At 71.2% G+C, this 21,187-nt stretch carries 17 protein-coding genes and 2 pseudogenes; 8 read left to right on the top strand and 11 right to left on the bottom strand.

From position 1 onward, the window contains the following. The first annotated feature begins 57 nt into the window (after positions 1–57). The 5 genes from ACZ53N_RS18255 to ACZ53N_RS18235 all read left to right on the top strand — a co-directional run bounded on the left by ACZ53N_RS18255 (position 58) and on the right by ACZ53N_RS18235 (position 6,703). Positions 58–1,461, top strand: a complete 1,404-nt coding sequence (locus tag ACZ53N_RS18255; RefSeq protein WP_469141835.1) for an FAD-binding oxidoreductase — start codon at positions 58–60, stop codon at positions 1,459–1,461. After that, positions 1,458–2,867, top strand: coding sequence for a cytochrome P450 (locus ACZ53N_RS18250; protein ID WP_469141834.1), 1,410 nt, complete (start codon positions 1,458–1,460; stop codon positions 2,865–2,867). Before ACZ53N_RS18255 ends, ACZ53N_RS18250 begins: the two co-directional genes overlap by 4 nt. Further along, a complete protein-coding gene (locus tag ACZ53N_RS18245; RefSeq protein WP_469141833.1) occupies positions 2,864–4,408 on the top strand; it encodes an alpha/beta hydrolase family protein in 1,545 nt (514 codons plus the stop codon). The genes ACZ53N_RS18250 and ACZ53N_RS18245 overlap by 4 nt, the downstream gene beginning before the upstream one ends. A gap of 112 nt (positions 4,409–4,520) precedes the next feature. Beyond that, entirely contained in the window at positions 4,521–6,308 is a 1,788-nt protein-coding gene (locus ACZ53N_RS18240) for a peroxidase family protein (protein WP_469141832.1), read from the top strand. After that, positions 6,305–6,703 (top strand): hypothetical protein, encoded by a 399-nt coding sequence (locus ACZ53N_RS18235; RefSeq protein ID WP_469141831.1) that lies wholly within the window; start codon positions 6,305–6,307, stop codon positions 6,701–6,703. The genes ACZ53N_RS18240 and ACZ53N_RS18235 overlap by 4 nt, the downstream gene beginning before the upstream one ends. A 114-nt stretch (positions 6,704–6,817) precedes the next feature. On the opposite strand, the gene ACZ53N_RS18230 is transcribed toward ACZ53N_RS18235, so the two are convergent. Beyond that, positions 6,818–7,225 carry a hypothetical protein gene (locus ACZ53N_RS18230; protein ID WP_469141830.1) on the bottom strand — a complete coding sequence of 136 codons (408 nt, stop codon included), beginning with the start codon at positions 7,223–7,225 and terminating at the stop codon, positions 6,818–6,820. Between the two features lie 544 nt (positions 7,226–7,769). On the opposite strand from ACZ53N_RS18230, the gene ACZ53N_RS18225 reads away from it, so the two are divergent. Further along, a complete protein-coding gene (locus ACZ53N_RS18225) occupies positions 7,770–9,212 on the top strand; it encodes an FtsW/RodA/SpoVE family cell cycle protein (RefSeq protein WP_469141829.1) in 1,443 nt (480 codons plus the stop codon). A 50-nt stretch (positions 9,213–9,262) separates the two neighbouring features. Continuing rightward, entirely contained in the window at positions 9,263–10,807 is a 1,545-nt protein-coding gene (locus tag ACZ53N_RS18220; RefSeq protein ID WP_469141828.1) for an ATP-dependent DNA ligase, read from the top strand. 19 nt (positions 10,808–10,826) lie between these two features. Here the strand turns inward: ACZ53N_RS18220 and ACZ53N_RS18215 are convergent, their stop codons facing one another. From ACZ53N_RS18215 to ACZ53N_RS18185, 7 genes are all read right to left on the bottom strand, one after another. Next, positions 10,827–12,845 (bottom strand): glycoside hydrolase, encoded by a 2,019-nt coding sequence (locus ACZ53N_RS18215; protein ID WP_469141827.1) that lies wholly within the window; start codon positions 12,843–12,845, stop codon positions 10,827–10,829. Positions 12,846–13,068: 223 nt separating this feature from the next. After that, the gene (locus ACZ53N_RS18210; protein ID WP_469141826.1) at positions 13,069–14,202 is read right to left on the bottom strand and encodes a methyltransferase domain-containing protein; all 1,134 of its coding nucleotides are present in this window, start codon (positions 14,200–14,202) and stop codon (positions 13,069–13,071) included. 11 nt (positions 14,203–14,213) lie between these two features. Continuing rightward, the gene (locus tag ACZ53N_RS18205) at positions 14,214–15,107 is read right to left on the bottom strand and encodes a radical SAM/SPASM domain-containing protein (protein WP_469141825.1); all 894 of its coding nucleotides are present in this window, start codon (positions 15,105–15,107) and stop codon (positions 14,214–14,216) included. 136 nt (positions 15,108–15,243) lie between these two features. Next, positions 15,244–15,558, bottom strand: coding sequence for a DUF6255 family natural product biosynthesis protein (locus ACZ53N_RS18200; protein WP_469141824.1), 315 nt, complete (start codon positions 15,556–15,558; stop codon positions 15,244–15,246). Positions 15,559–15,848: 290 nt separating this feature from the next. After that, positions 15,849–16,394 (bottom strand): hypothetical protein, encoded by a 546-nt coding sequence (locus ACZ53N_RS18195; protein WP_469141823.1) that lies wholly within the window; start codon positions 16,392–16,394, stop codon positions 15,849–15,851. Between the two features lie 579 nt (positions 16,395–16,973). Beyond that, positions 16,974–17,243 (bottom strand): hypothetical protein, encoded by a 270-nt coding sequence (locus tag ACZ53N_RS18190; protein ID WP_469141822.1) that lies wholly within the window; start codon positions 17,241–17,243, stop codon positions 16,974–16,976. A 74-nt stretch (positions 17,244–17,317) separates the two neighbouring features. Next, the gene (locus ACZ53N_RS18185) at positions 17,318–18,553 is read right to left on the bottom strand and encodes a helix-turn-helix domain-containing protein (protein ID WP_469141821.1); all 1,236 of its coding nucleotides are present in this window, start codon (positions 18,551–18,553) and stop codon (positions 17,318–17,320) included. 434 nt (positions 18,554–18,987) lie between these two features. Between ACZ53N_RS18185 and ACZ53N_RS18180 the strand changes: the two genes are divergently transcribed. After that, positions 18,988–19,548: a GNAT family N-acetyltransferase gene (locus ACZ53N_RS18180; protein ID WP_469141820.1), complete on the top strand. Its 561-nt coding sequence runs from the start codon at positions 18,988–18,990 to the stop codon at positions 19,546–19,548. A 188-nt stretch (positions 19,549–19,736) separates the two neighbouring features. Here the strand turns inward: ACZ53N_RS18180 and ACZ53N_RS18175 are convergent. From ACZ53N_RS18175 to ACZ53N_RS18165, 3 genes and pseudogenes are all read right to left on the bottom strand, one after another. Continuing rightward, positions 19,737–19,853 (bottom strand): annotated as a pseudogene (locus tag ACZ53N_RS18175) (IS5/IS1182 family transposase); the annotation flags it as partial. 38 nt (positions 19,854–19,891) lie between these two features. After that, complete coding sequence (locus ACZ53N_RS18170) at positions 19,892–20,491, bottom strand: hypothetical protein (RefSeq protein ID WP_469141819.1); 600 nt, start codon at positions 20,489–20,491, stop codon at positions 19,892–19,894. Positions 20,492–20,846: 355 nt separating this feature from the next. After that, positions 20,847–20,954 (bottom strand): annotated as a pseudogene (locus tag ACZ53N_RS18165) (ankyrin repeat domain-containing protein); the annotation flags it as partial. Positions 20,955–21,187: the final 233 nt, after the last annotated feature.

Below are 21,187 nucleotides of genomic sequence, written 5' to 3'. Positions count from 1 at the left end.
CCTCGCCTTCTTCTTCACACCGCCTCGTAAGCGGCCCCCCACCGCATGGAGTTGCCGATGACCGTAACCGTCGAGAATCCCCTTCTGACCGCCCTGGGCGAATCCCTGCCCCCCGGGTCCGTGCTGACCGGCGAAGCCGAACTCGACCTGCACACCAGGGATTCCGCGCCGTTCAGCGAGGCGGGCAGACCCGCCGCCGTGGTGTGCCCCGACACCATTGAGCAGGTCCAGCACGTGGTCCGCACGGCCCGGGCCTACGGGGTGCCCGTCGTGCCGCAGGGCGCCCGCACGGGCCTCGCCGGAGCGGCCAACGCCGTCGACGGCTGTGTGGTGCTGTCCATGGTCCGGATGAACCGCGTCCTGGAGATCGACACCGCGAACCGGCTGGTGCGCTGCGAGCCCGGGGTGGTCACCGCCGACCTCGCCGCGGCCGTCGCCGAGCGGGGCCTGTGCTACCCGCCGGACCCGGCCTCCTGGGAGACCTGCACGATCGGCGGAAACATCGCCACCGGGGCGGGCGGCCTGTGCTGTGTGAAGTACGGGGTCACCGCCGACTACGTCCTCGGGCTGACCGTCGTGCTCGCCGACGGCGAGGTGCTGCGCGTCGGCCGGCGCACCGTCAAGGGCGTCGCCGGCTACGACCTCACCCGGCTGTTCGTCGGCTCCGAGGGCACCCTGGGCGTCATCGTCGAGGCGACGCTGGCGCTGCGCCCGCCGCAACCGCCCGCGCTGGCGCTGCTGGCCCAGTTCCCGTCCGCCTCGGACGCGGGCGAGGCGGTGGCCGCGATCATCCGCGAGGGCCATATCCCCTCCGCACTGGAGCTGATGGACCGCACCACCACCGAGGCGGTCGCCGCGCTCGGCCATCCGCTGCTGGCCGGGCACGCCGCGGCCACCCTGATCGTGGCGAGCGACGCGCCCGACGCCGCCGAGCAGGTACGGGCGATGGCCGCGCTCTGCCGGTCGGCGAAGGCACTGTCCGTCAGCGCCGCCGCCGACGAGCGGGAGTCCAAGGAGGTGCTGGAGGCGCGCCGGATGGTGCTGCCGGCGCTCGGCGCCCGGGCCGCGGCGCTCTCCGGTGACGTCACGGCGTTCATCGAGGACGTCGCGGTGCCGCGCGCCGAGCTGGCCACGCTCATCGACCGGATCGAGCTGATCGCCGACGAGTACGACCTCTACATCTCCACCGTCGGGCACGCGGGTGACGGCAATCTGCACCCGACCGTCATCTTCGACCGCTCCGACCCCGACGCGGTCCGGCGCGCCAAGGAGGCGTACGACGCCATCATGGCCGCCGGGCTGGAGCTGGGCGGCACCATCACCGGTGAGCACGGCGTCGGCGTCCTCAAGCGCGACTGGCTGGCCCGTGAACTGCCGCCCCGCAACCTGCGGTTGCAGCGGGACGTCAAACGGCTGCTCGACCCCGAGGGGCTGCTCAACCCGGGGAAGGTGCTGGCATGAGCGACACGATCGACGCCCCGGGGCTCGGTGAGCGGCGCGCCGAGCTGCCGACCGCGACCCGGAGCGAGAACTTCCGGCTCACCCTCGTCTATTTCCTTCCCATCTACGTCAAGGGCGCCTTCCGTTCCCGCCCCCGCGTCGCCGCGCTCGTCGCCCGGACCGACCCCGCCCGGCGCGGCCTGGAGCTGATGCGCCGGATGCGCCGTCGGCACGGCCGCGGCCCGATCCTGGTGCGCGGCACCTCCGGCCCCACCCTGCTGGTCCTGGATCCCGAGGACGCCAAACAGGTGCTGGCCGGGCCCGTCGAGGTGTACGCGGTGGACACCTGGGAGAAGGTGAGCGGCTTCGCGGCCGTGCAGCCCGAGGCGCTGGTCGCCTCGCACGGCGGGCAGCGCGCGGCGCGGCGGGCGTTCAACGACGCGGTGCTGGACGCGGGCTGTCCCGTGCACCGGCTCGCGGACCACTTCCTGCGGGTCGTGGGCGAGGAGGCGGCGGCCCTGCTGGGGCCCAGGGCCGTGGAGGGCCTGCGGCCGGACGACATCCGCGAGCGCTTCGAGCGCGCGGGGCGGCGCTGCTTCCTGGGCGAGGCCGCCGCCGACGACGTGGAGTACTCCCGGCTGCTCGATCTGCTGCTGGCCGAGGCCAATTGGATGGGCGCGCGGCGCTGGCGCACCGGCCGCACCCGCAGGATCCGGCGGCGGCTGATGCAGCGCCAGGCCCGCTACCTGGCCGACGCCGACCCGCGCAGCCTGGCCGGGCTGTTCGGCAGCGCGCCCCGGGGGCCGGAGACCGCTCCCGAGGCACAGGTCGCCCACTGGTTCATGGCGCTGACCGTGGTGCACGCGGCTGCCCTCCAGGCGCTGTCCCTGCTCGCCTCGCACCCCGTCCAGTACGAGCGGGCGCTCGCGGAGACCGAGTCGGCCGACCGGACGCACGGGCCGCGCACGGCGGCGGGGTTCCAGGCCATGCCGTACGTCCGCGCCTGTGTGCAGGAGGCGGCGCGGCTGTGGCCGCCGGTGTCCAGTCTGATGCGGCGCACCACGGCCGAGACCCGCTGGCGCGACGCGGTGGCGCCGGGAGGCGTCAATGTGCTGGTGCCCGCCGGGTTCCACGCGCGGGACGGCGAACGGATCGACTACGCGCACCGGTTCGCGCCGGAGAAGTGGCTGGACGGCACGGCGGAGCGGGACTGGGCCGTCAGCCCCTTCAGCCGGGGCGAGGCCCAGTGCAGCGGCATGGAGCTGGGCCTCCAGCTGGCCACCGGGTTCGTCGCCGAGTTCCTGCGCGCCGGGGAACTGGCCGTGGCCGGCCCGCGGCTGAACCCCGACCGGCCGCTGCCGCACACCTTCGACGCGGCACGGCTGCGCATCGGGGTCCGCTCCCGCCGGCCGGTGGAGGGCGTATGACGACCGACAGCGAAGCGCGCGCCGGTGCGCGGGGCACCGGGGACGACGGGCCCTCTTCCGAGGACGACCGGGCTGCTTCCGGGGACTGCGGGGCCCTTTCCGAGGACGGCGGGGCTCCTTCCGAGGGCTGCGGGTCCCCATCCGAGGACTGCCGGGCTCCTTCCGAAGACTGCGGGCCCCCTTCCGAGGACGGCCCCGAGGAGGTGGACACCGCCTCGCTCGCGGCCGTCGCCCGCATGCTGGGCGAGGTGGCCGGGGTGATCCGTGAGGCGGGCCGTACGGTCACCGCGATCGCCACGGACCCGCAGCTGGCGGCCTCGCTCGGCCGCTCGCCCCGCACCGGGGTGCGGGCGGTGCGGGCCCTCGCCCGGACCCTCACCGAACCGGCCGGGCTGGGCTACGCCCCGGACGGCGGGCGGGTGGGGCGGGCCGCGTGGCTGGGCGGGGTGCTCACCAGCCGGGAGAATCTCGCGGTCGCGGTGGCGGTCACCTCGCTCAAGCTGCGGATCCGGTTGTGCGCGGTGCGCCACCCGGAGTTCATCGAGGACGGCCCGGTACGGCGGCTGCTGGGGGCCATCGAGGCCGACCGGCAGACCCAGGCGCTGCGGGTCTTCCACCGGGCGGTGCGCGCGGACGGCGCCGAGCGGGCCCTGGCGGCGCTCGCCCCGTCGCTCACCGAGGTCATGGCGTGGAACGCGCTGGTGGACGAGAACCCGTTCAACGACGCGGCGGCCTGGTGCATCGTCACCGGCTCGCGGGCCGAGGGCGATCCGCTGCTGGGTACGAGCATCGGGGCCTGGGCCCGCTGGGACCGGGGCGCGGGCCGGGCCGTGGCCGAGCCGCCGGACCCGGCCCTGCTCGCCGCCCTGGACGACGGTGGCGGCATCAGCGCGCATCTGCGGAATCTGACCGCGATCGGCAACGACGGCCGGATGATCGTCCAGCGGGTCACCGGCCCGGACGGCGTCACCCGCTATCTGGTGCTGCTGGCCGGCATGGCCTTCGGTCTGCCCCGCAACGCCACCCCGCAGGACCTGGTGGGCGCGGTCACCGCGGTGGGCCGCAACGACTCGCCGTACACCCGGGCGGTCCGCAAGGCCGTCGCCCAGACCGTGCCCGAAGGGGCGTCGATCGCGCTGATCGGGCACAGCCAGGGCGGCATCGCGGCCATGAACCTGACGGAGATCCCCGAGGTCAACCAGAAATGGCGGCTGACGCACGTCGTCGCCGTCGGCTCGCCCATCGACTTCAAACGCCCCCGCGACCCCGAGACACAGGTCGTCAGCCTCGTCAACGAGCACGATGTGGTGCCCAATCTGGAGGGTCGCAGTCCGGTGTCGGTCTTCCCGGTGCCCGCGGACTGGCTGGAGATCACCTGGGTGGACCCCGCGCACGACTTCCCGCAGTGCCACAACGTGGGCGTCTACGCGCAGAGCCTCGACGAGGTCGTTCCCGAGGCGCGCGACCGGGTGGACGCCCTGCTCACCCCGTACCGGGGGGTCGTCGAGGAGACCGTCGTCTTCCGCCTCCACGACCGCTGAGCCACGCTCCCCGCCCCATGCCCGCTGCCCCGCAACCGCCGGTCCACGCCCACGCCCGCACCCGTCGGCACCCTCGCGTGCACCGGCATTCCGAGCCCTGGAGAGATGTTTGATGCCCCCGGTACCGCGGCCCCGTCGCGAGTGGCACTCGCTGCCCTTCCCGCTGGCGCTGCTGGAGATCAGGAAGCAGCGGGAGCTGCTGCGAGCGCACAATCTGCACGACACCTTCGGCGCGGGCGGCGAGCGTCCCCGCAAGCCGACACCCGAGCTGCTGCCGTACCGCAGCTACGACGGGTCGGGCTACGACCCGGACGATGTCGACATGGGGAGGGCGGGCACCCGCTTCGACCGCAACTGCGCGCTGCCAAAGACCTTCCCGGACCCGGAGGACGACGGTCTGTTCGCCCCCAGCCCGCGCGAGGTCAGCAGGCGACTGCTGGCGCGCCGCGCGGGCTTCCGCCCGGCGCCCACGCTGAACATGCTGGCCGCGGCCTGGATCCAGTTCCAGAACCACGGGTGGTTCAGCCACGGCGACAACAAGACCGTCGAGCCGCTGGAGGTCCCGCTCGCCGCGGACGACGACTGGCCGCGCTGCCCGATGGCAGTGCGCCGCTCACGCCCCGACCCGGTCGCCCACACCGGCGGGGACCGGCCGCCGACGTACGAGAACACTGTCACGCACTGGTGGGACGGCTCGCAGATCTACGGGTCGAGCGAGGCGCAGTGCCGGGCCCTGCGCACCGGCGAGGGCGGCAAACTCCTCGTCGAGAAGGGACGGTTGCCCGACGAGACCATGGAGGGTCTCTCCGGCATCGACGCCACCGGCTTCAACGACAACTACTGGGTCGGGCTGTCCCTGCTGCACACGCTCTTCGCCAAGGAGCACAACGCGATCTGTGACCGCGTCGCCGCCGCCCACCCCACCTGGGGCGACGAGCGGCTGTTCCACACGGCGAGACTCGTCAACACCGCCGTCATGGCGAAGATCCACACCGTGGAGTGGACCCCGGCGATGATCGACCAGCGGGTGACCCGGGCGGCGATGCACCTCAACTGGTACGGGGTACTGCCCGCCCGGCTGCGCCGCAACGTACGGCGGTTCGGCAAGGGCGAGGCGCTCTTCGGCATCCTCGGCGGCCCGACCGACCACCACACCGCCCCGTTCTCGATGACCGAGGAGTTCGTCAGCTCCTACCGGCTGCACCCGCTGATCCGCGACGAGTACGAGATCCGCTCCCACCGCACGGGCGAGCTCATCGAACGGACGGGTTTCGAACCGCTCCAGGCGCTGGCCACCCGGGAGGCGGTGGACCGCTGGGGCTGGTCGGATCTGCTGTACTCCTTCGGCACCATGAACCCCGGGGCCATCACTCTGCACAACCACCCCGACTGTCTGCGGGACCTCGCCCGGATCTCCGGGGAGCACGTCGACGTCGGCACGGTGGACGTCCTGCGCGACCGCGAGCGGGGCGTCCCGCGCTACGCCGCGTTCCGCACGGCGCTGCACCGCCCGCCGGTGACCTCCTTCGAGGACCTCACCGGCGGGAACGCCGGGCTGGCGGCCGAGCTGCGGGAGGTCTACGACGGGCGGCTGGACCGCGTCGACACGATGATCGGCATGTACGCCGAACGCAAGCCGCGGGGTTTCGCGTTCAGCGACACCGCGTTCCGGGTCTTCGTGCTGATGGCGTCCCGGCGGCTGAAGAGCGACCGCTTCTTCACCTCCGACTACCGACCGGAGGTCTACACCGCCGAGGGCCTGGAGTGGATCGACCGCACCGGGATGTGCGACGTCCTGCTGCGCCACCACCCGGAGCTCGCCCCGGCGCTGGAGGGGGCGAGGAACGCCTTCGCGCCCTGGACGGCACTGCGGCCGAAGCCACGGGGAGTGAACCGGTGAGCCGGAACCACCGCGAGGATCCGGGCGGACGCGGGGATCAAGGCGGACGCGAGGGGCAAGGCGGAGCCTTCGGAGCGACCGGCTCCGACAGCCTCGACGGGTCCGCCGGCGGCATCTCCTTCGCCAGGATCGCGCCCTGGTCGCAGCCCGTGCACGCCCAGGCGGGCCGGCTGCGGGAGCAGGCGGCCCGGCTCCGGGAGGGCGCGGCGGCGGTGTCGCTGCCCGGCGCCGAGGGTGCCGCCCTGCGGCGGCGGATCCTCGGACACGCGGCCCGCGCCGAGTCGGCGGCACGCTCGCTGGACCGGACGGCCGATGCCCTGTTCGCCCACGAGGCGGTGCTCACCGCGCTCGCCACACGCCGCCGGGAGACGGGGGGTGCGACGCACCTCGGGTGACGGCGCGCCGCTTCGCCTGCGGCGGGGCCTTCGGGCCTGGTGCGGGTCCGGCCGGAGGCCGGGGCGGAGGGGGCCTCCGCCCCGGCCCGCCCCGGAGCCTCTCTCCAAGCCCCGCTAGGAGCCGACGAGCGCACCCTCGGCCGGTCGCGCGGTCTCCGTCCCCGCCGCCCCCTTCGCGTACCAGCGGTCACCGCGCCGCTCGGCCATGCCGTACGCGGCGAGGCCGTTGACGTGCTTCAGGACGGTGCGCGCCTGGTAGCCCACGGCCGCGCACAGTTCGTCGACCGACGCCCCCTCGGCGCCGGACGCCCGCAGCCCCTCCCAGGTGCGGGCCTCGTGCCGGCCGAGGTCCGGTGCCCCGGCGGAGACCACCGCGCGGGGCTCGGCTCGGGATTCGGCACGCGGCTCGGCACGGGATTCCGCGCGGGGCTCGGCTCGGGACGGTCCCGGGCTGGACGAGCCGACCGGGCGGGGGGTGCGGTTGACCTTGCGGTGTCTACGGCCCTTCTGGCGTTTGCTCATGGCTGATCCACTGCTCCCGTCCTGCTGGCGGCTCCTGCTGTCTGAAGGCGTCAACTCGGCCCGGCGCCACCCGGTTACGGTAATTCCGCCAGGTGTGCGAAATTTGACACACAGTGAAGCCTTGGGTCGTGGGCTTCCCGGCATACCGGATATGTGACGCTGAGGGCGTGCGCATATTGATAGTCGCGGACGAGGTGGGGCTCGCCGACTCGCTGCGGCGGGGGCTGGGCGCCGAGGGGCACTGGGTGGACGTCGTCCACGACGGACACCGCGGGCTGGAGTCGGCACTGTCCGGGGCCGGCCATCGCCCGGGAGATCGCGCCCCACGGCGGGAGCCTGGCGGTGGCCGCCGGGGGCGGCGGGGCACGGCTGGTGGCCCGCTTCCCGCTGCCGGACGGACCGCCGGGAAAGCGGGGCCGGCAGCCGTCTGCCCCGTGATCCGGCCGTGGCGGGACCCGCGGGCACCCGATCCGGACAATGCCGGGGTTCCTGAAGGAACCTTCAGAACCCTCAGGTTTCCTTCAGAGCGCGCCGTCCATGATTCATGAGTGTGACCGTGGATTCCGTACGCGTCGGGGACAGCGACGACAGCCGGACCCCCGAGGTGCCGTCCGCGGCACCACGGCGGCGGCGCCGCAGCGAGGCACTTCTGCTTGCCTTCGCCGTCCTCATCAGCTGCTTCGGCTACGTCAGCACCGGGCTGTCCCTCGACGGGTCCGTCCCGGAAGGCTCCGCCGGGTTCGCCGTCAGCATGATCGCCCTGGCGCTGGTCCCGCATCTGGCGGTGCGCCGCTACGCCCCGTACGCCGATCCGCTGATCCTGCCCCTGGCGACGCTGCTCTCCGGCTTCGGGCTGGTGCTGCTGTACCGGCTGGACCCCGCCTACCGGGCGGCGTACGAGTCCGACCCGACCGCCCCGGGCCAGCTCATGTGGTCCGTCATCGGCGTCGCCGTCTGCGTCGTCGTGCTGCTGGTGCTGCGGGACCACCGCCGGTTGCAGCGCTACATCTACGTCCTGATGGCCGTGGCGCTGGTGCTCCTGATGGCACCGGCGTTCTTCCCCGGCGACACCTACGGCGCCAAGCGGTGGATCCTGCTGGGGCCGCTGTCGCTGCAGCCCGGCGAATTCGTCAAGACCATGATCGCGGTGTTCTTCGCCGGCTATCTGGTCACCCACCGGGATGCCCTGGCGCTCACCGGCCGCCGCGTGCTCGGGGTGCGGCTGCCACCGGGACGGCAGCTCGGGCCGATCCTGGGAGTCTGGGCGCTGAGCCTGCTGGTGCTGATCTTCGAGCGGGACCTCGGTACCTCACTGATCTTCTTCGGGCTGTTCGTGGTGATGCTCTACACCGCCACCGAGCGCCTCAGCTGGGTGCTGGTCGGACTGTCGATGGCCGCCGTGGGGGCCGCCGTCGTGGGCTCGACCGAACCGCACGTCAAGGGGCGCATCGTCGCCTGGCAGCACCCGTTCGCGGTGTACCTGCCGAAGGACCGGCAGCCCCCGGGAACGGGCTCCGACCAGCTCGCCCAGGCGCTCTTCGGCTTCGGCAGCGGCGGCGTCACAGGCACCGGCCTGGGCCGGGGCCACCCCGAACTCATCGGCTTCGCGGGCCGCAGCGACTTCATCCTCACCACGGTCGGGGAGGAACTCGGGCTCGCCGGGACGATGGCGGTGATCCTGCTCTACGCGCTGCTCGTCCAGCGCGGGCTGAGCGTGGCGCTGCGCTCGCACGACCGGTTCGGCAAGCTGCTGGCGGTGGGGCTCGCGGCGGCGCTGGCGCTCCAGGTCTTCGTGGTGGCGGGCGGTGTCATGGGCCTCATCCCGCTCACCGGCAAGGCGCTGCCGTTCCTCGCCAAGGGCGGTTCGTCCCTCGTCGCGAACTGGCTGATGGTGGCCCTGCTGATCAGAATCAGCGACGGCGTCGGGCGTGACCGGGAAGCGGCCAGGGCGGTGGTCGCTCGAGGCCACGGGGATCCGGTCGCTTGAGCCCCGGGGGCCGGGAGGCGCCCGGGCGGCGCACGTCGCACGATGAACACATGCTTCTTGTCGATATCGCCCGGGTGTCAGCACAGGTGGCGGCGACCAGCGCGCGGTCGGTCAAGACCTCCCTGCTGGCGGAGCTGTTCCGGAAGGCCGAGCCCGACGAGGCACCGATCGCCATTCCGTACCTGGCCGGCCGGCTGCCGCAGCGCAGGATTGGCGTCGGCTGGAGCACCCTGCGTGACGCCGCCGCCCCCGCGGACGTCCCGACCCTGACCGTCCAGGAGGTGGACGCGGCCCTCACCCGGATCGCGGCCGTGACGGGCAAGGGCGCGCAGGGCGAACGCAAGCGGCTGGTGAACGCGCTGATGGGCGCGGCCACGGCCGAGGAGCAGCGCTTCCTGCTGGGTTTGATCGGCGGTGAGCTGCGGCAGGGCGCCCTGGACGCGCTGGCGGTGGAGGGGCTCGCGGCCGCGACGGGCGCGGCCCCGGTCGACGTACGGCGGGCGGTGATGCTGGGCGGCTCCCTCGGCACGGTCGCCCGGGCGCTGCTGGCCGAAGGGCCCATGGCACTGGCGGAATTCCGGCTGGAGGTGGGGCGGCCGGTGCAGCCGATGCTCGCGCACAGCGCCAAGGACGTGGACGAGGCGCTGGACCGGCTCGGGCCGTGCGCGGTGGAGGAGAAGCTGGACGGCATCCGGGTGCAGGTGCACCGGGACGGCGAACAGGTGCGGGTCTACACCCGCACCCTGGACGAGATCACCGAGCGGCTGCCCGAACTGGCGCGCGTGGCCCGGGAGCTGCCGGTGTCCCGGGCCGTGCTGGACGGCGAGCTCATCGCCCTGGACGCGACGGGCCGCCCGCGCCCGTTCCAGGAGACCGCCGGCCGGGTGGGCTCCCGGACGGATGTGGCGGGGGCGGCGGTCACAGTGCCGCTCTCACCGGTCTTCTTCGACCTGCTGGCGGTCGACGGCCGGGATCTGCTGGAGCTGCCGACGGCCGAGCGGAACGCGGAGCTGGCACGGGTGGTGCCCGAGCCGCTGCGCGTACGACGGCTGGTGGTCGCCGACCCGGCGGACGCCGGGGCCCGCGCGGCGGCGCGGGAGTTCGCGGCCGAGGTGTTGCGGCGCGGTCACGAGGGGGTGGTGGCCAAGGCGCTGGACGCGCCGTACAGCGCGGGCCGGCGTGGTGCCTCCTGGCTGAAGGTGAAGCCGGTGCACACCCTGGACCTGGTGGTGCTGGCCGCCGAGTGGGGCCACGGGCGGCGGACCGGCAAGCTGTCGAATCTGCACCTGGGGGCGCGGCGGGCGGACGGTTCGTTCGCCATGCTCGGCAAGACCTTCAAGGGGCTGACGGACGCGGTGCTGGCCTGGCAGACCGAGCGGCTCCGGGAGCTGGCGGTATCCGACGACGGCTTCGTGGTGACCGTGCGGCCGGAGTTGGTGGTGGAGATCGCCTTCGACGGCGTCCAGCGGTCCACCCGGTACCCGGAGGGGGTGACCCTGCGGTTCGCGCGGGTGCTGCGGTACCGGGAGGACAAGACGGCGGACGAGGCGGACACGGTGGAGAGCGTGCTGGCGGGCCTGATTTCTGAGGGCTGACCCGTAGCGCCGATTGAGGTCACCGGTTGACGTCGGCGGGGCACAGGCGTCGCGGCTTCTTGTCGCCGCGCAGCTTCGCGTCGACGCAGCCGCCGGGCAGCCCGTCGTGGGCCTTGGCGGAGAAGTTGGCGGTGACGGTGAGGGTGCCGTCGCCGAAGACGGTGCGCTGGACGGTACGGTCGGCGTTCAGGGTGCGGAAGTCGGTCATGGCCTGAGTGCCGGCCGCCTCGTGCAGGGGCTTGAAGTACTTTTGCAGTGCGGCGAGTTCCCTTCCGCGCTCCTTGATGAACTTGCCGTCGAGGACGAAGTTGAGCGGGGTGTTGTAGAGCATGGCCAGCAGGGCGCGGGTGGTCTTCTGCTGCGGGAGCTTGTCGTAGGACAGCTCCCAGCGCTCGGTGTTGACGAGGGAGTCGTGCAGCGCGGTCTCGTACAGCGGGACGCGGTAGGCGGGGTCGTACATGGCCTTCGCGACGTCGGCGGGGAGTTCGGCGGGCTTGAAGAAGATTCCCGGGGCCTTGGCGGGGGTGTAGCCGCCCCACTTCTCCTTGTCCTTCTGCGCCTTCCACAGCCCGTCGGCGACGGGGGTGCCGGATCCGTGGTCGAAGGCGAGCACCTGGTTGGACCAGGCGCCCGCGGACTCGGAGCCGAGGACAAGGCGGTCCTCGCCGGACAGCCGCTTCATCCGGGCGAGCCGGTTGGCGCGGTCGCGTGCCTGGTCCATGGGGTGGGCGTCGCTGTGGTCGCGGAACAGCTCACCGGCGGCGTCGACGTCGAGGAAGTAGCTGTCGGCGCCGTTGGCGGTCATCTTCTTGGTGCGGTCGGCGAGGTAGTGCCGGGTGGGCTCGGCCTTCTCGAACGCCTCGGAGCTGAGGTAGCAGCCGCGGTCGTGGAAGCCGGGTACGGGCTTGCCGTCGGCGCCCTGGACGCAGAAGTCCGGATAGACCTTGTCGGGCCAGACGGAGGTGGGGGCGTCGGAGGCCTTGGGGTCCTGGCCGTTGGCGAAGGAGTCGTACGGACCGACGAGGTACCCGGCCTTCTTGGCGGCGGCGACGGCGGCGGCGTCCATGGGGGTGTCATCGGCGTCGTAACCGAGCCACATCCGGTCCACGCCGAGCGCCCGCAGCTTCTTCACACCCTCGGCGGTACGGGCGCCGCCCCACGTGTAGGCGTGGAAAGCACCGAGCAGCTTCTTGGTGGCCGGCACGGCATCGATCTTTGCCCGCAGACTGCCGAGCTGCCCGTGCTGCCCCAGCCAGGCCCGGTAGTCGACGGCGGGCGCGACGGGGGAACCGTCGGTGAGGGCGAAGGTGACGGTGTAGTCGGTGGTGCCCTCGGCGCGGGAGAAACGATGGGTGGCGGTGGTGCGCAGCCGCCCGTGGTCGGACGTCGAGCGCAGGGAGGTCCCGATGTCGGTGGGCACGAGGTAGCTGACGCCGCCCCGGCCGTCGAGGCTGTGACCCCACAGCGGCATGGTCAGCGCCGAGGACATATCGAGGTCGCTGTTGACGAGCTGCGCCCGGTCGGAGTTCCAGAACGGGTCGGCGACGGGTATGGACAGCCCTTCCCCGCGCGGAAGTTGCACGGCGGAGGCGGCCCGGTCGGCCCCGGTGACGGGCCAGGACAGCGAGCGGTCGGCGGCACCGGTGGATTTGACGGAGACGACGAGCCGCCCTTGCTCGGATCGGGCGGTGACGGTCAGTCCGGTGCCGGGGTAGGTCCAACGGGCGCCGTCGGCGGTGACGGCCACCTTCCCGGGCTTGCCGGGAGCGGTGGCGGCGGAGAGCTCGATCTCTCCCTTCGGCGTACGCGCCGTCACGCGCAGCGTGTCCGCGTCGACGGTGGCGGTACCGCCACGGACGGGGAGATCGACGAGGTGGCCATCGTGGACGCGGGCCGACTGCGTTGCCTGGGGCGCGGTTTGGGCCTTGGCCTGGGGCGCGGTCGCCTGGGCGGCGTCGGCGAGGGTGACGCACGGGAGGGTGGCCGCGAGAGCCACGGCGGCGGCGCGGACGGTGCGACGGGAGGTGATGAAGTGCATGAGGAGTTGATAACGAACGGGATTAAGAGGGTTCTAAGACGGGGCGGTTGGCAGCGGGAAGCACGCCGACTATCCCGTCGTGCGCCCCTGCTGGGGGTGACCGGTCGTCAACCCGCGCGCCAGTCCCATCGGTGTCGTTGGAGGTGCCTCTGCTCCCCGCACCCGAATCCTTCTGGATCGATCTCGGGGCAGACCGCCGTCGACGGCCTGCCCCGAGCGTCCACTATCCGATGGTGGCCGTCCACTTCCCCCGGGAGAGACGAACGGCGCCGTCCGGCGTGATCACCGCGCGGCTTCCGTAGACCGGCAGCGCGCCCTCGGCGCTCTGCCGGTACCGGATCCGTTCGAGGATGTCCCAGAGCGGACGCGGGCCGCCCTGGTGGACGTCGGGCGAGGCAAGGCCCGTGGCTGCCGCCCGCGCCCATGACCCGTCGGGGTGGAGCAGCCATGCTGTGCGCTGCCCGCCCTTCTGCTGATAGTGGGTCTCCACGCCCGGCGCGGCGAGTTCGAGCATTGACCGCAGTTCCCACGCGTCGCTGAGGTTCAGGACGGGATACTTGCCCTTGCCGACGTGTTCCCCTTCTCTGTCCCCGATGGCGTCGAGTCGGTCTTTCAGGCCGGGCGGGTAGTCGTCGCCATGGCGGGTGCTCATGAAGCCGGCCCAGTCCCGTTCGATCTTCCCGACGGCCCCGCCGTCCTTCGTCTTCCACGCTGTGAGGATCATGGAGGTGTTGGCGAGGGTGGTGACGAGCCGCCCGCCCGGCCGGAGAACGGCCAGCCATGAGGCCGGTACGGGCCAGACGGACACCATGGACACGATCCGGTCGTAGTCGCCGGGCAGGGGGCCGACCGCGTCGCAGGTGATGAGCTCCGGGTGCCGCCCGAGACGATCGAGCCGCTCGCGGGCCGCGTCCGTCAGGTAGGGGTCGACATCGATGGCCGTGACGTGGCGGTCCCCCAGGAGGCGGGAAGCGAGCAACGTGCCGTAGCCGGGACCCGTACCTACGTAGAGCAGGTCGACGCCTTCGGCGATCCGCCCGTGCCGGCACATCTGGACAATGAGACCGGGGAGGGTCGACGACGACGTAGCGTGGCCGGTCACAGACTGGCCCGGCGTGGCGTGGTCGGCGTGCAGCGGCCCGACCCGGGTGACGAGTGTCCGATCGGAGTAGGCCGAGCGCATCCACGCGTCCGTATCAGCAAGCCCTTCGTGCAGGACCCACTCGCCGCTGTCGGCTCGGGCCCACCACCGGGGCACGAGTTCATGGCGGGGTGTTGCGGCGAGCAGCGGACGCCAGCGCGAGACGGGATCGGCGACGCGCTCGGCAAGATCCGCGGCGTGCGGTTTCCAGTCCACGGGCCACCACCTCATTTCTTGGGGGGAATGTCCTCGTACGCGGGGTCGCAGGCTTCCTGTTCGGCGGGCGAGCAGTCGGCGCCGTCCTGCGCCGGGTTGCAGTCCGGATCACATGGATTCCCGGCACGAGCCGGGACTCGTTCGACGGCTGCCCGCCATTGGGGACTACCCAGGATCTCGGCCAACGGACGTGTTTTGACGTTTCCGCACGGCATGAAGCGACTCATCACGCACGGGGCCACGGTCCCATTGGGAAGCACGGCCACGCGTCCGTTCCCACAGCGTCCACACAGCTCGGACGGGTCCGGCGTCGTCCTGGTCGTAGCGCGTCCGATGGAGCGCTCATGGTCGAGACGCACCTTGGTCACTCCCATGTCGGCGAGCTCCTGGCGAGCCTGTTCGACACGCTGTCCGGGCGCCACCTTGACGATGCCGGCGCGCAGGGGGATGCCGCGCCGGACCGCTTCCCGGATGTTGGCACGTGTGCGCCGGTGGCTGCCGGGGCGTTCCGTGATCCGGTCATGTTCGGCCGATTCGTCGCTGTAGTAACTGGTCGCGAGGCTCACGCCTTCACGGGCGAAGACGTCCCACCAACGCCGGTGAACGGTGAACAGGTTGGAGTAGATCTCTACCCGGCGCCCGAGGGTCAGAGCGTGCTCGGTGAGGTCGACCCAATGCGGGTGCAGGGTGGGCTCGCCGCCCATGAGCTGAATCTGTGGGATGCCCAGTGCGGTCGCGTCGGTGATCAGCGCGAGCCAGTTTTCGCGCGTCATGGAGCCGTGTGTGCCCTGCGGACCGGAGTCCGCGAAACAGTGCGTGCACCGAAGGGAGCACGCACCCGTGAGTTCGAGCGTGATTGACCGCAGTTGTACCGGAGTGATCGGCTTCTCTGTGACGACTGCCATGGATCGCTGCCTTCCTGGTGCCCACTGTGCCGACGCGGAGTCCGTCCCCGCGCCGTCGTGCGGTACCCCGTCCGACTGCTGAGGTCGCCAAGCAGCCGCACGGGAGCCTATGGGGCCTACATGCGGTAGCGGTCGTTCATGGGGAATGAACCACCGCCTTCCGCTGCGACCGGCGCCATGTGGCGGGACGCGTCATCGAGGGCCGTACGGGGCGGGGGACGGTACTGGAGTAGTCCGGCGCCACCCACACCGCGCGGTACTCGGTGAAGTGTCGGACGGGGCAGGTCAGGCACCGTTCAGCGCCGTCCCTGTCGCACACCCAGCCGACGAGGTGCCGACACCCGGCTGCGGTGCGGCTGAACGGGGAGCGGGCTCCGGTGCGGGCGAGGGTATCGGGATCCTCGCCGGCGGTACGCCGACGACTTCCCAGACGGGTCGCGTGATCATGCATGGCCTTTCGAACGGGTAGCGGATCGCCCGGCCAAACCCCGCTGGTGGATGAAGACGCGCTTCCCGATGTCCGGCAGCATCGGTCCGGGAGGCACCGCGCGGAGGGAATCAGCGGCCCCGCGCATGCGATGCTCGATCACCTTGAGCGTGTCCGGACCGAGGCGTTGCGGGGGGGCGTGAGCATCAGCGACGCGAAGAGCTGGCCTTGCTCAGTGTGGTCGAGCCATAAGCGAGGCTTGAGCGACGCGAGTAATCCAGGGGTCGGCGCCGGTGGCGCGGTGAAGAGCGCGGTCACTCGACCACTCCCGGTCTGATGCCGCTCAACATCGTCGCGGCGTAAGCGCCGTAGAGGTCGGCCGCGTCCGTCAGCGCGCGCCCATCGGTGGGGGCAACGATCCACGTCCTCGACTTGCGCGTGTTCGGGGCGACGACTTCGGGAGGAGGCACAGCGATGCGATCGCCGGCAGGGAGTACACCCGCCCCCGGAAGGTCCCACCCGTCCGCCGAACGGAGCGGCACCAAGACGTCGACTCCGTATCCCGTGTGCAGCACGGGCCCGACCGGAACACGGATACGCCCGAGGTGTTGCACGGTCCGCCACCCCTCCGACTGCGGGAATCGGACCACGTCCCACGCCCGCCCGACGGGGATGTCGGCGAGCTCACCCTCGCCCCATGCGGACAAGACCTCACTTGTGCTTGCGCCGCTGCCCCTGATCCAGAGCAGCGGACGGAAGTCGAGGAAACCGCCCGGTGGATCATCGCGACAGCCTCGATAGGGGCGGCCGGGGGCGGCGATCAATGGCGAACGGCGCGGCAGTGGCTTCTTCTCTTCCATCTCAGACACCCTCTGCGGGTGGACGCGACAGCGCGTAGCACGGCGATGTCTTTACGTACCCGCCATTCGCGACTTCTGCGGCGTAGGACAGAAGCAGATCATCCGCGTCGGTCAGCACCCTCTCGGCGCTCGGGGTGACGACCCAAGTCTTCGCCTGCTGAGTCCGAGGACTACGGAAAGACGGGTGGGGAACACCGACGAGATCGCCGGACTTAAGCACGGATACACCTGGGAGATTCCAGCCATCCGCCGAGTGGACAGGTAAGAAGACCTCGACGTTGATCCCGGTGTGCAGCACGGGGCCGAGTCGCTTGTGACGGCCCGGGAGGCCCGTCACAGCCCGCCATCCGTCATGCGCCGGGAGCCTGACGACGTCCCACGCCTGCCCTGCGGGGAGAAGAGCGAGTTGCCCCAGCGCCCACGCCAGTACCGCCTCGTCCGCGTTGCCACCATTGTTCAGGAACCAGTCGAGGCGGAGGAACCAGTCTTCGAGCCCATTCGCGGCGTTGTTGAGGGCGGCTCGACGTGCACGGTCGGACGGGGAGCGGGGCGGCAGCGGCGGGAGCGCCGCAGGCCCGGTCACAACAGACTCCGCTCGGGCTCGGAACCGGCCGAGGGAATGGACTCGGCGAGAAGGCAGCCGAGTTGGGCGTGCAGGTCGGCCGCGACGTCGTAGGTCAAGACGAGGTCGCCCTTACCGAGGTGCTCGCCGTTGTTGCCGACCGATAGGGGCATCGCGAGGCGGCCTGCCCCAGTGAGCCGCAAGGCCCCGGTCATCTCGATCCGTACGCCCTGCGCGGGGTTCGCGGTCGTATGGGTCGCCCCACGCCGCCGACGGTTCCTTGTCATGTCGTGGACGGTAGAAGCGAATTGGCGGAGCGTCCCGGAACAGGGTTCCGGGACACTCCTGGTTCCGGGTGCGTCTACGCCAGTACGCCGACGTGTTCAGCGATGCTGTGAAGTTCACGGCGCATGAGCGGGCGGGGCCGCTTCATCAGTTCCTGCACTGCCTCTTTCACCAAGGGGAAGTACTTGATCTCTTCCGGTGACGCATCCATGATCTGGCGCAGCGCGTAGAGGGTTCCGAAGTCGTCCCCGGTGCGACGGTGCGAGTGCATCACCTCGACGAGGTACCGGGTTCGCCGTTCCAGCGGCAACGCCGGGTTGTCGGTGACGTCGTCAGCGAGTCGCAGTGCTTCGTGTGAGTCGCCTTCTTCGGCCGCGAGGTGTACGCCGTGCATGCGCACATTCGTCGGACCGAAACTCGTGTGGAAGTGGTTCGCATCCCCACCGAGCCGCCCGGCAACCCGGTCGGCGGCTTCCAGGAGGGCCCACGCTGTCGGCGCCTTGCTGTCCCTCACCGCGGCGATCACTCCGGCGAGGTGAAGAGCCCCGAATGCTGAGAGGTGTTCGGGCGTCGCCTCGTCCCCTGGTCGGCAGTGGTCGATCATGCTCCGGGCGAGGTCAAGCGAGTCGGCGACATCGCATGAGCTGGTCAGGACCGCACAGCAGTTCCACGCAGCGGCGGCGATCAGCGCCGGATCGCCGGTCTCATCGGCGATTTGCATGGCGCGGTCGGCGGCGATCCGTGACAGCTTGCGCTCGCCGACCCGACGCAGGAAGACCTGATGCAGGTGGAAGAGGGAGACGAGGGTGCGAGTCGCCGCGAGCTCATCCTCGCCGGTGACCTGCCGCAGAGTGGCGTATGCCTCGGCCAGCAGGCCGGGCAACATCTCGCCGACGGGCCCGTACCGCTTGGTATGGGTCTCGTAGATGTCCCACGCTTCGACGACACGGTCGTCGAGCTGTGCCGCTGTGAGCACGTCGCCGGGCAGGCCGATACCGAGCAACGACGGTGGGGTGTAGATCGCGCGTCGGATGTTCGGGACCGAAGCATGCTCGGGCGCGGCGACGAGGCTGAGATCGATGGACGGCCCAACGAGGTCAGCCACATTGGCGAGGTCCAGCTCGCGAGCGATCCGGATGAACATGGACAGAGAGTCGATGTGGATGACGCCCCGCTCTACCTTCGACACCCAGTCCTCGGAGCGGCCGACAAGACCGCCGAGCGCCGCCTGCGACAGCCCTGCCCCGTTACGCGCACGGTTGCGGTAATACTTAACCCGCCCGCCGGTTGTCATACCCTCTGGATTGATCATGGGTTCCCCTTGATGGGTGAGAGCACTCAACACCCAGAGTACGACTGCCGGTTGCGCGCTGGTGCGTCATAATGAGAGCGGTCCCTTCGGGGAGCACTCACCGGCCCCCGTCGCCTGCCGACGGGGGCCACCTTCGTTTTGGGTGCGACGCACGAAGGCGCCCTTGGAGTACGGGACGAGTTCGACCAGCCCGTCCTCGGGTGATTTCGACGGTGCGCCCGTCCGATTACGCACCACTGTGCGAAACGGTTGTCGGTCGTCTTCGGAGGGGGCGAGCTCGCCGGGGGTCCTGACCTCGCATCCGTTCGGCGGCAGCCGGTATGGTGCCCGCCCCACCTCGCGGCCGGACTGAGCAGCTTTGGCCGGTGTCCTGTTCGGGTTGGGGCCGGGAATCAAGCATTCCTCTGACCCACCCAACGGACCGAGGAGACCACATGTTCGCCATGCGACCGGCCACGGCCGCCGACATCCCCGCCGTCGAAGCTCTGGTCCTCGCCCGCTCCGCATGGCTGGAGGACCGTGGCCTGCCGAGCTGGCGGGAGAACGCCGCCGACCTCGCCGGCCAGGCGGAGAACCCCGACGGCGACGTATGGGTCCTGGCCGACGACAACGGCCGGATCGTCGGATGCACCACGATTCAGGACCAGACGCCTCCGTGGGGCTGGACGGACGAGGAACTGGCTGAGCCGTCTCACTACCTGTACTCCAGCGTCACCGACCCCGCCTACCGCGAGTACAAGCCAGGGACGACCATGGCCCTGTGGGCAGTGGACCACGCCGCGGCCGAAGGCAAGACCTGGGTCCGCCGCGCCTGCAACTTCCCCGAACTCGTCACCTACAACGAGAGCCAGGGGTTCACGCTGGTCCACGAAGTCCAACGCACCCACCGCCGCTTCTACCTCATGGCGCGCCGCGCCGAACCCCTCACCGGCCCAGACGAGGAGCTGAAGCTCGGCCACCAGGCGTTCGGCTTCCTTCCGGGCCGGCGCCAGTAGCGGGGTCCTTCTCGCAGGCGTGCGGTCCGACGATCTTCGACAGGAAGAACAGCGACATCACGGCGTCCAAGCCACGCGGTGCCATGCCCGCGTTCAACGCCTCCCACCACGTATCCGGCAGGCCCGGGGCATCGAGGCCGCCAAGCGATCAGCTCCAGCTCGTCTGCACGCCACATCACTGAGCGTATTCAGCGTTGCCGCTCCAGGGTGAGGACGGCTTTGCTGATGACGGTCATGTGGTTGGGGCTGATGCGGGATCTGCGGAAGATCTGCGTCCAACGAAGGGCCCGCCCCCGCCGGGCAGGCGGTGGGGGCGGGCCCTTCGTTCGACGCGACCGTGAGGTCAGGCGCGCACCGTCCACCAGGCGCCGATGCCGTTGCAGCCGCCCGCCATGAAGTTGATGCTGCGGTAGCCGGGCGGGATCGGGGAGCCGGAGCAGGTCCAGATGCCGTTGCGGACGAGCTGGTGGTACCAGGCGCCGACGCCGTTGCAGCCGGTGCGGTTGTAGCCCGTGATGACGTAGCCGGGCGGGACGGGCGAGCCCCCGCAGGTCCAGCGACCGTCACGGGCGAGCTCGTGGTACCAGCCGCCGACGCCGTTGCAACCGATGCGGTTGTAGTTGGTGATCACATAGCCGGTCACGATCGGCGAGCCGCCGCAGGTCCAGATACCGTCGCGCACGGGCTCCTGGTACCAGGCGCCGGCGCCGTTGCAGCCGCCGCGGCTGTAGTTGGTGATGACGTACCCGTCCGGGACGGGCGCCCCGGAGCAGGACCAGCCGCCGGCCTTCGCCGCCCCGGTGGTCGCGGCGGTGGCCGTGCCGGTGGCGGCGCCGGTGAGGGCGGCCGCGATCAGTGCGACGGTGCCCACGACGGCGGCGAGGCGGCTCCGGACGGCAGCCAGCGTCTTACCGCTCCACAGGTGACCGAAATATCTGTCCAATTCACACCAGTCCTATCGACATGATCACTTCAGGTCTGTCGACGGTCAAGAACACCGGATGGCGCAATAAAAGTCACCCCGTACGGTCGCGATTGTGAGAAGCGCGTCACTGTGCGTAAATGCCAAACCTCGGCTCGTCGGGCTGATATGAGGGAGCGTCAGGTTCCGGATGCTGCTGCGGCACTCGTACGGGTGAACGAGGGGCGGTGGACCGTTCGGCATGCTGAACTGCGGTGACATCGACCGAGACGATCGCCATGAGCGCACTCACTGAGCGTTTTCAGCGTGGCTACCGATCGGGTGAGGCCGATGAGGTCGAGGTGAGGGACGCAACGCACAAGGCTCCGGTGCCGTTGACGGCGCCGCCCAGCGACGTCTGGCCGCGGTCGTTGGGGCGGTTGGGATCGGCGCCACGTTGGAGCGGGGCATTCACCGCGTCGAGGTGGCCGTGGTAGGCGGCCAGCCTACGGTGGCGCGTGGGACGCCCGTGCTCGACGGCCGTCGATGGCGGCTTCGATGTCGCCCCGACGGGAGCGCGGCTCCTGGCGGGTGAGCGCGAGAGGTGCGACGGGGGATCGCGGGGAACCGAACGATCCGGCCCCTCTGTCACCCATGCATGGCGGACCACTCCCCTCTCAGAGCCGTGGCGCGACCGTGCCGGCCCGGTACACACTCGCGTACAACCCCTGCCTTACC

It is taken from the genome of Streptomyces sp. NPDC033229, assembly GCF_055576875.1.
Note: the sequence above shows the minus strand (reverse complement) of the source record. Positions and strands in the feature narration are given on the sequence as shown.

Bases quoted from the DNA above. Each gene is read 5' to 3' on its own strand.
- ACZ53N_RS18255 (WP_469141835.1), top strand. From the start codon at position 58: ATGACCGTAACCGTCGAGAATCCCCTTCTGACCGCCCTGGGCGAATCC.
- ACZ53N_RS18250 (WP_469141834.1), top strand. From the start codon at position 1,458: ATGAGCGACACGATCGACGCCCCGGGGCTCGGTGAGCGGCGCGCCGAG.
- ACZ53N_RS18245 (WP_469141833.1), top strand. From the start codon at position 2,864: ATGACGACCGACAGCGAAGCGCGCGCCGGTGCGCGGGGCACCGGGGAC.
- ACZ53N_RS18240 (WP_469141832.1), top strand. From the start codon at position 4,521: ATGCCCCCGGTACCGCGGCCCCGTCGCGAGTGGCACTCGCTGCCCTTC.
- ACZ53N_RS18230 (WP_469141830.1), bottom strand. From the start codon at position 7,225: ATGAGCAAACGCCAGAAGGGCCGTAGACACCGCAAGGTCAACCGCACC.
- ACZ53N_RS18225 (WP_469141829.1), top strand. From the start codon at position 7,770: ATGAGTGTGACCGTGGATTCCGTACGCGTCGGGGACAGCGACGACAGC.
- ACZ53N_RS18220 (WP_469141828.1), top strand. From the start codon at position 9,263: ATGCTTCTTGTCGATATCGCCCGGGTGTCAGCACAGGTGGCGGCGACC.
- ACZ53N_RS18215 (WP_469141827.1), bottom strand. From the start codon at position 12,845: ATGCACTTCATCACCTCCCGTCGCACCGTCCGCGCCGCCGCCGTGGCT.
- ACZ53N_RS18205 (WP_469141825.1), bottom strand. From the start codon at position 15,107: ATGGCAGTCGTCACAGAGAAGCCGATCACTCCGGTACAACTGCGGTCA.
- ACZ53N_RS18200 (WP_469141824.1), bottom strand. From the start codon at position 15,558: ATGCATGATCACGCGACCCGTCTGGGAAGTCGTCGGCGTACCGCCGGC.
- ACZ53N_RS18195 (WP_469141823.1), bottom strand. From the start codon at position 16,394: ATGGAAGAGAAGAAGCCACTGCCGCGCCGTTCGCCATTGATCGCCGCC.
- ACZ53N_RS18190 (WP_469141822.1), bottom strand. From the start codon at position 17,243: ATGACAAGGAACCGTCGGCGGCGTGGGGCGACCCATACGACCGCGAAC.
- ACZ53N_RS18185 (WP_469141821.1), bottom strand. From the start codon at position 18,553: ATGATCAATCCAGAGGGTATGACAACCGGCGGGCGGGTTAAGTATTAC.
- ACZ53N_RS18180 (WP_469141820.1), top strand. From the start codon at position 18,988: ATGTTCGCCATGCGACCGGCCACGGCCGCCGACATCCCCGCCGTCGAA.